The 11,277-nt window shown below is 55.8% G+C and carries 7 protein-coding genes; 3 read left to right on the forward strand and 4 right to left on the reverse strand.

Features of this window, described 5'->3' with window-relative positions:
- Nucleotides 1-261: 261 nt before the first annotated feature.
- A complete protein-coding gene (locus OGV50_RS15490) occupies nucleotides 262-1,845 on the forward strand; it encodes a TerC family protein (protein ID WP_286488613.1) in 1,584 nt (527 codons plus the stop codon).
- Nucleotides 1,846-2,014: 169 nt separating this feature from the next.
- Here OGV50_RS15490 and asmA read toward each other — a convergent pair whose 3' ends face one another.
- The 3 genes from asmA to udk all read right to left on the reverse strand — a co-directional run bounded on the left by asmA (nucleotide 2,015) and on the right by udk (nucleotide 5,204).
- A complete protein-coding gene (asmA, locus tag OGV50_RS15495; RefSeq protein ID WP_134769245.1) occupies nucleotides 2,015-3,868 on the reverse strand; it encodes an outer membrane assembly protein AsmA in 1,854 nt (617 codons plus the stop codon).
- A 21-nt stretch (nucleotides 3,869-3,889) separates the two neighbouring features.
- Nucleotides 3,890-4,471, reverse strand: coding sequence for a dCTP deaminase (gene dcd, locus OGV50_RS15500; RefSeq protein WP_012131692.1), 582 nt, complete (start codon nucleotides 4,469-4,471; stop codon nucleotides 3,890-3,892).
- A 91-nt stretch (nucleotides 4,472-4,562) separates the two neighbouring features.
- Nucleotides 4,563-5,204: a uridine kinase gene (gene udk / locus OGV50_RS15505; protein WP_024130192.1), complete on the reverse strand. Its 642-nt coding sequence runs from the start codon at nucleotides 5,202-5,204 to the stop codon at nucleotides 4,563-4,565.
- Nucleotides 5,205-5,531: 327 nt separating this feature from the next.
- Here udk and OGV50_RS15510 point away from each other — a divergent pair, with 327 nt between their 5' ends.
- Nucleotides 5,532-8,861, forward strand: a complete 3,330-nt coding sequence (locus OGV50_RS15510) for a diguanylate cyclase (RefSeq protein ID WP_286488614.1) — start codon at nucleotides 5,532-5,534, stop codon at nucleotides 8,859-8,861.
- Here the strand turns inward: OGV50_RS15510 and alkA are convergent.
- Nucleotides 8,829-9,698: a DNA-3-methyladenine glycosylase 2 gene (alkA, locus tag OGV50_RS15515; RefSeq protein ID WP_104868465.1), complete on the reverse strand. Its 870-nt coding sequence runs from the start codon at nucleotides 9,696-9,698 to the stop codon at nucleotides 8,829-8,831. The genes OGV50_RS15510 and alkA overlap by 33 nt on opposite strands.
- 135 nt (nucleotides 9,699-9,833) lie before the next feature.
- Here alkA and yegD point away from each other — a divergent pair, with 135 nt between their 5' ends.
- Nucleotides 9,834-11,186 (forward strand): molecular chaperone, encoded by a 1,353-nt coding sequence (gene yegD / locus OGV50_RS15520; protein ID WP_286488615.1) that lies wholly within the window; start codon nucleotides 9,834-9,836, stop codon nucleotides 11,184-11,186.
- The last annotated feature ends 91 nt before the right edge of the window (nucleotides 11,187-11,277 follow it).

The raw sequence follows: 11,277 nt of genomic DNA on the forward strand, positions 1-11,277 counted from the left end.
GTGGCGAAATTATAATTTTAGGATTTTATTGATGTTGACAAATTCTATATTTAACGCCCAACCTGCGATATTTCCGAAATATGTCCACATTAAAAAAACCGTACCATATGGAAACTTTATGGTTATTTTTTCGCCACGTTTTCAGCATAAAAGCCTGATATAAAAGAAAGAGAAATGACGTTATGTCATTGCATTTTGCGCCAGCTTTATCCATGATCGAATTGTGACAACTGTCATATAACGAAAGGTATTATTCTCACTATGGAATGGATTGCCGATCCATCAATCTGGGCCGGACTCGTCACGCTTATCGTCATCGAGTTAGTCCTCGGCATTGATAACCTGGTCTTTATTGCCATCCTCGCTGAAAAACTGCCGCCTGCGCAGCGCGATCGTGCGCGCATTACCGGGCTGCTGTTAGCGATGATCATGCGCCTGCTGTTGCTGGCGTCTATCTCGTGGCTGGTCACGCTGACGAAGCCTCTCTTCAGCATACGCGACCTGAGCTTCAGCGCCCGGGATCTGATTATGCTGTTTGGCGGTTTCTTCCTGCTCTTTAAAGCCACGATGGAGCTCAACGAGCGGCTGGAGGGGAAAGACAGCGATAACCCTACCCAACGCAAAGGGGCGAAATTCTGGGGCGTGGTGGCGCAAATTGTAGTGCTGGACGCCATCTTCTCCCTCGACTCGGTCATTACCGCCGTGGGGATGGTCGAACACCTTGCGGTGATGATGGCGGCGGTGATTATCGCCATCAGCCTGATGCTGCTGGCCAGTAAATCCCTGACCCGGTTTGTGAACAGCCACCCAACCATCGTGATTCTCTGCCTCAGCTTCCTGCTGATGATCGGCTTCAGCCTGGTAGCGGAAGGGTTTGGCTTCCATATTCCGAAAGGTTATCTGTACGCCGCGATCGGCTTCTCGGTGATGATTGAAGCGCTGAACCAACTGGCGATCTTCAACCGTCGTCGCTTCTTATCCGCCAACCATACGTTGCGCCAGCGCACCACCGAAGCGGTGATGCGTTTGCTCAGCGGGAAAAAGGAGGATGCCGAGCTGGATGCTGACACCTCCGCTATGCTGGCGGATCATGACGACAGCCAGATTTTCAACCCGCAAGAGCGGCAGATGATTGAGCGGGTGCTGAACCTCAACCAGCGCACCGTCAGCAGTATCATGACCTCGCGCCATGATATTGAGCACATCGATCTCGACGCGCCTGAAGAGGAAATTCGCGCCCTGCTGGAAAAAAACCAGCATACGCGTCTGGTAGTGACCGGAGAGGACGAACAGGAAGAGTTGCTTGGCGTGGTGCATGTCATCGACCTGCTACAGCAATCGCTGCGCGGCGATCCGCTCGATCTGCGGGCGTTGATCCGTCAACCGCTGGTGTTTCCTGAAGCGCTGCCGCTGCTTCCGGCGCTGGAGCAGTTCCGTAACGCCCGTACGCATTTTGCTTTTGTCGTGGATGAGTTTGGTTCCGTTGAAGGGATCGTGACCCTGAGCGACGTCATGGAAACCATCGCCGGTAATCTGCCGAACGAAGTGGAAGAGATCGACGCCCGTCACGATATTCAGAAAAACCCGGACGGCTCCTGGACCGCCAACGGCCATATGCCGCTGGAAGATCTGGTGCAGTACGTTCCGCTGCCGCTGGATGAGAAACGCGAGTACCACACCATCGCGGGGTTGTTGATGGAATACCTGCAACGCGTGCCGAAAACCGGAGAAGAGGTTCAGGTGGGAGATTACCTGTTGAAAACCTTGCAGGTTGAGAGTCACCGCGTACAGAAAGTGCAGATTATTCCGTTACGTAGCGATGACGAATTAGATTACGAGGTGTAAGGCTGAACGACATGCCGGGTGGCGACTGACGCCTTACCCGGCCTACGGTTGTGTCGTTGTAGGCCTGATAAGCGCAGCGCCATCAGGCGTAGGGTGTTGCCGGGTGGCGGCTGACGCCTTACCCGGCCTACACATGCTGTCTGTTTTCACAGCCGGCATTCAGATTCGCTTACAGCTTATCCAGCAGCTTCTTCACGTCTTTACCGTTGCGGGTCTCTTTATTACGATCCGCCCAGTCGCTCAGACGACGTTTTGCTTCATCCTGCAAATGCTTACGCAGAATCTGGTCAACCTGGAGATTGTAATTCAGCGCCTGCCACTTACCGTATACGCGCAGCGGAACCGGCGTCTCTTTCAGGAAATCAATCAGCTTGCTTTCACCTGTCCAGCCGCCCAGCACGCGCACGTTAAACTGCGTGTCGCAGGTCTGCTCAACAAGATTCAACGCGCCATTACCGGAAACCGCCAGTATTGCAGACTGCCCTTCCATGCTGCCCAGCGTGAGCTTACCGTTATCCAGCGCCAGGTCGGTGACAAAGCGATCCAGACGGGTCGCGTTATCAAAATTCTGCTGCGATTGCTGCACATCGCCACCGCTACGCGTTACCGCCTGCTGCACCAGTTGCTGGAAGTTCATCCCTTCCATACGCGTGTCGCGCATTTCAACATGCGCCTGCCCTTGCCAGCCATGACGAAACGCCTGGGCGTCAATATCCGCGCCGGAAAAATCGCCCGCCAGCGACATTTTGCCAGTCAGCGCGATGGGATAGTCAAACGCGTTCAGAATCGTGCCAATTTCCACATCTTCAAGGCGCGGCTGGAACACGGCGCGCGGATTTGCCGCTCTCGCGTCCAGCGTACCGGGCAGAGAAATCTCACCGCCGTCGAGTTTCCCCTGCAACTCGACGATATTCAGCAAACCGGCCTGATTCGTCATTTTCGCCGACACGTCGGTAAACGCCATACCACGCCACTGCGCGTTATCCGCCCGCAGAGAGAGGGCCGCAGAAAACCCTTTTAGCCCCTGATAAGCGGGTTCATCAACGCGGGACGCGATAACCGGACGCGGCCGCGTCGACTGCTGCCCCGTTTGCGCCACGTTTTTGGATGCGCTTGCCACGTCATTTCGCGGAAGAAGGTTATCCAGATTCAGCTTGCCAAATTGCAGATCGATCGCCCATTCCGGCTCATCGCTCAGCGTCACCTGAGCCTGTCCGGTCAGGGTGCTGTCGTTGGCGGTTAAACTGAGCTGACTGAAGGAGAGCCTTTTTTGCCCTTCCTGCCACTGCGCCTGTAATTGCCCCTGGCCCTGAATACCCTGTTTCGGTAAATCGGCTCCCTGCAACTGCCAGTTGAGCTGCTCGATACCGGCCGTTAAGTTGTGCGGATAGTCAGACGCATCGACCGTTCCGTTGAAGGAGAGCGAGAGATCGCGCTGATCGCGGTTCACCCGCCCGGAAAAATCAAACGTCCCGCGATGCTGTTCATCCTGCTCCATTTGCAGGCGAATATCGCGAACCGTAATTTGCTCGTCGTCTTCATGCTGGAACACCAGCACGCTGTCAGCAACGCGTAAGCTGCTGATATCAAAAGACCAACCACGGTCTTCCGGGACATCCGGCAGCGTATTGTCTTTTGGCGCAACAGGCGCGTCTTCCCGGCGCGCCGCTTCCGTCTGCGGCGTCAACTGGATGACCGCGCCTTTGAGCATCACCTGTTCAACCTTCAACTGATGACTAAGAAGCGGCCACAGCGCAACGTCCAGACGCATATTGTCGGCCCGAACCAGGGGTTCGCTGGCGCCTTCCGCTGTCAACGCCATCCGTCCAGAAAGGATGCTGAGTTGAGGCCATACGTGCCAGCGCAGAGGGCCATCCAGTTGCAGTTGATATCCGCTACGCGCAGCGACCTGCTGCACCATATACGCGCGGAAATCATTCGGATTCACCAACATCACCAACGCCGAGAAACCGGCCACCAGCACGACCAGGAGAATCATCAGCGTCGTCAGAAATCGTCTCATGCTATCCTCAGTGGAGCAGACTCAGTCTTTGTCAATCCGGCTGGCAACAGCGCCTTGCTGATCGCGGTATTTCGCATCCTGGCGACGGTTATAAGGGCGTGCGGCAGGGCCGGAGAGCGGCTCAAAGCTCAGGGCGCCAATCAGCATTCCCGGACGCAGGGCCAGCGGTAATTTCCCGGAGTTGTAGAACTCCAGAACGATGCAACCGGACCAGCCGGGATCGATACGGTGCGCGGTAACGTGCACCATCAGCCCAAGACGCGCCAGCGAGGAACGGCCATCCAGCCACCCCACGAGATCCGGCGGCAGCGTGACGGACTCAAAGGTCACGGCCAGCGCCAGCTCGCCCGGATGAAGATAAAACGCGTCGCCTTCATCCAGCACGATTTCATCGCTCATCACGCGATCCAGCGCAGCGCTGACCTCATCCTTCGGGCCGCTTAAATCAATAAACGCAGCCGTGTGGCCACGAAATGTACGAAATTTATTGCCAAGGCGCACATCCACCGTCGCGCCATTGATACGCTCAACAGGAGGACGCGGGTTGATCGACAAGCGGCCTTCATCCAGCCAGGCTTCAATATCTCGGTCACACAAACGCATGGCACTTTCTCCTTTCGTGCATCAGGCCCTTAACGTTCAACGCGTCAAGGGCGAACCAGGTTATCACTGAACGGTACACAATTCGCTGGGCTTATTCAAAGAACTGACTGATTTTCGCTTTCAGAATATCAATCGCGATGCGGTTCTTACCGCCGCGCGGTACGATAATATCGGCGTATTGCTTGGAAGGTTCAATAAATTGCAGGAACATCGGGCGTACGGTTTTCTGGTACTGCGCCATCACCGAATCCATTGAACGCCCACGCTCGTTGACGTCGCGCTTAATACGGCGCATCAGGCAGATATCCAGCGGGGTATCGACAAAAATGGAGAAGTTCATCTCTTCACGCAAACGCGCGTCCGTCAGCAGCAAAATCCCTTCAAGAATAATGACTTTTTTGGGCTCGACGCGAACGGTTTCCTGCATGCGGGTATGTTCAACATAGCTGTATACGGGCAATTCAATCGCCGAACCGCGCTTGAGCGCTTGCAGATGCTGGAACAGCAAACTGTGATCCATCGCATTAGGATGGTCGTAGTTGGTTTTTACACGCTCTTCCATCGACAGATGGCTTTGATCTTTGTAATAGCTGTCTTCGGGAATAACGCCGATATGTTCATCACCCACTTGTTCACGCAATTCGCGATAAAGGGTACTGGCAATAAGACTCTTGCCGGAAGCCGATGCGCCAGCAATACCGATAATGACGCATTGATGAGACTGAACAGTCATAAATTTAGCGACCTGATTAACCTGGATGTTAGGGAGGGCGACGCCGAAGCGTCAAACGCGGCAATTATAGGGATTTCAGCGGCACGATACCAGTCGAGATAACAGAACGCTAAATTGCCGTCCATCTCTCCTTGTCGCAAATTAAAATGCTTATTTTTAAAGCAGCTGCCGGATTTATTCGTTTATGCCGGAATTAATCCCCCGGAGATGTCAAATTATGAGCCGCTGACGTATAAATCGTAAATTGTTTGTACTAGCATGATCCTGAATGAAAACTGACGCGTCCGGGCCCTCCGCGACGGCAAGGGCTATTCGGATAACGTGGTAATGAGTAAACAAACCCAACATGTTTTAGTTACCTTGCCTCACCCTCTACTGCGTCTCGTCAGTTTAGGTCTGCTCACCTTTATCTTTACACTCTTCTCGCTGGAACTGTCGCGTTTCGATACGCCGCTGGCGCCGCTGTGGTTCCCGACGTCAATCATGATGGTCGGTTTTTATCGCCACGCCGGACGGATGTGGCCGGGGATCGCACTGGTCTGTTCCCTCGGCAGCATAAGTGCGTCACTCGTTTTTTCTCCTGCCGGTTCGCTGAATTTTGGCTGGACGGCGATCAATATTATTGAAGCGGTGGTCGGCGCAATCCTGTTACGTAAGCTACTGCCCTGGTATAACCCCTTACAAAATCTGAATGACTGGCTCCGCCTGGCGACGGGCAGCGCGGTGATTCCACCGTTACTGGGAGGCGCGCTGCTCTGGCTGCTGATGCCCGAAGGGACGCCAGTAAAAACATTTTTGATTTGGATTCTGTCCGAGTCTATCGGCGCGCTGGCGCTGGTGCCATTAGGCTTGCTGTTTAAACCGCGCTACCTGCTTCGCCATCGCGATCCCCGTTTACTGCTTGAAACGCTGCTTACGCTGACAATAACGCTGGGGCTAAGCTGGCTCTCTATGCTGTACGTTCCGTGGCCTTTCACCTGCATTATCGTTCTGCTGATGTGGAGCGCGATACGTCTGCCGCGTATGGAAGCGTTTCTGATCTTCCTCGCCACCGTCATGATGACGTCGCTGATGCTGGCATCCGACCCGGCGCTGCTGTCAACGCCCAAAACATACGCCATGATGAACGTTCCCTGGCTGCCGCTTTTAATGATCCTGCTGCCCGTCAACATCATGACAATGGTGATGTACGCGTTTCGGGCGGAACAAAAAAATATCACGGAAAGCGAATTACGCTTTCGTAACGCGATGGAATATTCCGCGATCGGCATGGCGTTAGTGGGCACCGAAGGCCAATGGCTACAGGCCAACAAGGCATTGTGTCAGTTTCTTGGCTACAGCCAGGATGAACTGCGCGCCCTCACCTTTCAACAGCTCACCTGGCCTGAGGATCTGCATAACGACCTTGAACAGCTGAATATGCTGGTGCGCGGCGATATCAACAGCTATTCCATGGAGAAACGCTATTACACCCGCGACGGCGATGTGGTCTGGGCATTACTGGCCGTTTCACTGGTTCGCCATAGCGACAACACCCCGCTCTATTTCATTGCGCAAATTGAAGATATCAACGACCTGAAACATACCGAACGGGTAAACAAGCGCTTGATGGAGCGGATTACGCTGGCGAACGAAGCGGGCGGTATCGGCATCTGGGAATGGGAACTGCGGCCTGACGTGATCAGTTGGGATAAGCGCATGTTTGAGCTGTATGAGGTTCCGCCGCATATCAAACCCACCTGGCAACTCTGGCACGACTGCCTGTTGCCGGAAGACCGCGCACCGACGGAAAAGATCATCCGCGAGTCTCTGGCGGCGCGTCTCCCCTTTAAGCTCGAATTCAGGATTGGCGTAAAAGATGGCATCCGGCATATCCGCGCCCTGGCGAACCGGGTGCTGGATAAAGACGGCGACGTGGAACGTCTGCTTGGCATCAACATGGACATGACCGAAGTCAAACAGCTTAACGAGGCGCTGTATCAGGAAAAAGAACGCCTGCACATTACGCTGGACTCCATCGGGGAAGCGGTTGTCTGTATTGACGTCGATATGAACGTAACCTTTATGAACCCTGTCGCCGAAAAGATGAGCGGCTGGCAGCAGGAGCATGCGATCGGCGTCCCGCTGCTGACGGTATTGCGCATCACTTTTGGCGATAACGGCCCGCTGATGGAAAATATCTATAGCGCGGATATGTCGCGTTCCGCCATTGAGCAGGATGTGGTGCTTCACTGTCGCAACGGCGGTCGCTACGACATTCATTACAGCATTACGCCGCTCAGTACGCTGGACGGCGGGAATATCGGCTCCGTACTGGTCATTCAGGACGTCACGGAATCGCGGAAAATGCTGCGCCAGCTCAGCTACAGCGCCTCTCATGACGCCCTCACCCACCTGGCTAACCGGGTCAGTTTTGAAGGCCATTTGAAAGAAATCCTGCTTACGGTACGCGATACGCGCCAGCATCATGCGCTGGTCTTTATTGATCTTGACCGCTTTAAAGCCGTTAACGACAGCGCCGGGCATGCCGCAGGCGATGCGCTGCTTCGCGAACTGGCCGCCTTAATGCTCAGTATGCTGCGTTCCAGCGATATGCTGGCCCGCCTGGGCGGGGACGAATTTGGCCTCCTGCTGCCGGATTGCAATATCGACAGCGCGCGCTTTATTTCTACGCGGATCGTCAACGCGATTAATGAATACCGCTTTACGTGGGAAGACCGTGAACACCCCATTGGCGCCAGCGCCGGGATCACGCTAATCAATAACGCCAATCGCCGGGCGGCAGACGTGATGTCCCAGGCGGATATCGCCTGCTACGCCTCTAAAAACAACGGTCGGGGATGTGTCACCGTGTACGAAGCGCAGCAGGAACAGGCGCACAGCGAGCGGGAAGTTACGTCTCAGGATGAACAATGGCGCATAATCAAAGATAACCCTCTATTGATGATCGCCTGCGGGGTTGCGTCGCCGCGCATCCCTGAAACGTGCGGTTTTTGGCTGATCTCGCTGCGGCTGTGGGCCAGCGACGGCGAAATCATGGAGGAGCAGGCATTCCGCGCAGGGCTAACCGATCCCGAACTCAGCCACGCTCTCGATCGTCGCGTGTTTCAGACATTTTTCCAGCACGCGGCATCCACCGTCGCCAGTAAGGGGGTGAGCATCGCCCTGCCGCTTTCCGCCGCCGGACTCAGTCGCGCAACATTCATTGATGAGCTGCTCGAACAGCTGGAGCGCAGCCCACTTCCGCCGCGCTTATTGCATCTGGTTATCCCGGCAAATGTCCTGATGCAAGAGTCCGATAAGGCCATACCCGCGATACAGATACTGCGTCAGGCGGGCTGTCGCATTGTTCTCAGCCAGGTCAACCGTGACCTGGCGCTTTTCGATTGCTTAAGCGCCCACATGGCTGACTACCTGTTGCTTGATAGCGAACTCTGCGCCAGCCTTCACGGTAATTTAATGGATGAAATGCTGGTATCGATTATTCAGAGCCATGCGCAGCGGCTGGGCGTCAGAACCATTGCCGGCCCGGTACAAATGCCGCTGATCATGGATGCGCTTTCCGGTATTGGCATCGATCTGATTTACGGCGACGTCATTGCCGATGCCCAGCCGCTGGATCTGTTACTGAACACCAGTTATTTCGCCATCAACTGACGGCTGCCAGCCATCCGTATACCAGATATGCAGCAACGCGTAGGAGCGCCAGGGTTTCCAGCGCTCCGCATAACGGCGGATTTGCGCGGGCGTCATTCCCGAAAACCGCTGTTTAATCAGATAATCATCCGGCAAAAAGATATCTTTCGCCTGCCAGCCGCGCAGCGCGAAGTAGTTGGCCGTCCAGCGCCCAATCCCAGGAAAGGTTTGCAGGTTTTTCACCCCCAGCGCAATATCCGGCGGCGCGGACGTCTCTAACGTTCCATCCAGCGTCGCACGCGCCAGATGGATCAGCGCTTCTGCGCGTTTAAGCGGCATCCCCAGTGCTTTAAGCGCGAATGGGTCCGCCGCCGCCAGCGTTTGCGGCGTGGGGAAACAGACATACTCCGGCGCGTCGGCAAGCACATCGCCATAACGACGGGCGACTTTCGCCGTCAGCTTTGCCGCCATCGCCACGCTGACCAGTTGCCCGAGTATCGCCCTTACGCCCTGTTCGAAGGCATCCACCGAGCCGGGCAGACGCAATCCCGGTCGCGCAGCCCCCAGACTGCCGAGCGCGTCGGCAATCTGATCGGGGTTACAGCGCAGATCGAACAGGCGTTCAATTTTTGCCAGACATTCTTCGGCGACGGGCAACAAGCCCGCGCTCAGGGTTACGCGCAGCGTATGCGTCTGGTGCTCCGGTACAACGGCGATCAGTCCCCGATGTTCTCCCGTCGCCAGACTGCGAACGTAACGCGCGGGCTCAACCGTTTCGACGCCGCTCACCGCACGCGCGGCGAGAAAACCCAACATCCAGGACCAGTCATAAGGCGGCTGCCAGCTTAGGATATACATTGCGACTCCTGTTTTTATTCTCCTTCAGCATAAACGCTATTCAAACGCCGCGCCTTGCTTTCATATTCCAGTTGTCGGGATTACAACATTTCGTTAAAGTCACGCCCCTTCTTCACTGGCATGGGGATTATTAAGGTGTTTATTGGTTTTGACTACGGCACGGCAAACTGTTCCGTTGCCGTCATGCGCGACGGGCAACCGCAGCTGCTAAAAATGGAAAATAACAGCACGCTGTTGCCCTCAATGCTTTGCGCCCCGACGCGTGAATCCGTCAGCGAGTGGCTGTACCGCCATCACGCGGTTCCGGCGACGGATGACGAAACGCAGGCGCTGTTGCGGCGCGCAATGCGCTACAACCGTGAAGAAGATATTGAGGTCAGCGCAGGCAGCGTGCAGTTCGGGCTGGCTTCGCTGAGCCACTACATTGACGACCCGGAAGAGGTTTACTTCGTTAAATCGCCAAAATCCTTCCTCGGCGCTAACGGCCTAAAACCGCAGCAGGTTGCGCTGTTTGAGGATCTGGTCTGCGCGATGATGTTGCACATCCGTCATATGGCGCAAACGCAGTTGCCGGAAAGCATCACGCAGGCGGTGATTGGTCGACCGATTAACTTTCAGGGGCTGGGTGGCGATGAGGCCAACCGCCAGGCGCAAGGCATTCTGGAACGCGCGGCAAAACGCGCCGGTTTTCAGGATGTCGTCTTCCAGTTTGAACCGGTTGCGGCGGGTCTGGATTATGAAGCCACGTTGCAGGAAGAGAAGCGCGTACTGGTGGTGGATATTGGCGGTGGGACGACCGACTGTTCATTGCTGCTGATGGGGCCGCAGTGGCATCAGCGCGCTGACCGCGCCTCCAGCCTGCTCGGGCACAGCGGCTGTCGCGTGGGCGGTAACGACCTGGACATCGCGCTGGCGTTTAAACACCTGATGCCGTTGCTGGGCATGGGCGGCGAAACCGAAAAAGGCATCGCATTGCCGGTTCTGCCGTGGTGGAACGCTGTCGCGATCAATGATGTTCCCGCACAAAGCGATTTCTACAGCAGCGCCAACGGTCGCCTGCTCAACGAGCTGGTTCGGGACGCCCGCGATGCGGATAAAGTCGCGCTGCTGCTTAAAGTCTGGCGTCAGCGCCTCAGTTATCGTCTGGTACGCAGCGCGGAGGAGAGCAAAATCGCCCTGTCCGGGCAGCCCGATATCCTCACCACGCTGCCGTTTATCAGCGATGAGCTGGCGACGTCTGTCAGTCAGCAGGGGCTGGAAGCCGCGCTGAGCCAGCCGCTGGCGCGTATACTGGAGCAGGTACAGCTGGCGCTGGACAATGCGCAGGAAAAACCGGATGTCATCTATCTGACCGGCGGCAGCGCACGCTCACCGCTGATCAAAAACGCGTTGGCGGAGCAGTTGCCGGGCATTCCGATTGCTGGCGGCGATGACTTCGGTTCCGTCACCGCCGGTCTTGCGCGCTGGGCGGACGTCGTATTTCGTTAACCGCCTCGCAAAGGCCGACGTCATTCAGACGAATCCAGACAGTGTTTCATAATTCCTCCATTTTTCTCCCGTTATGGATGACTAAACTAGT

Origin of the sequence: Citrobacter sp. CK180, from assembly GCF_030333655.1 — a bacterium.
Lineage (GTDB): Bacteria > Pseudomonadota > Gammaproteobacteria > Enterobacterales > Enterobacteriaceae > Citrobacter_B > Citrobacter_B koseri.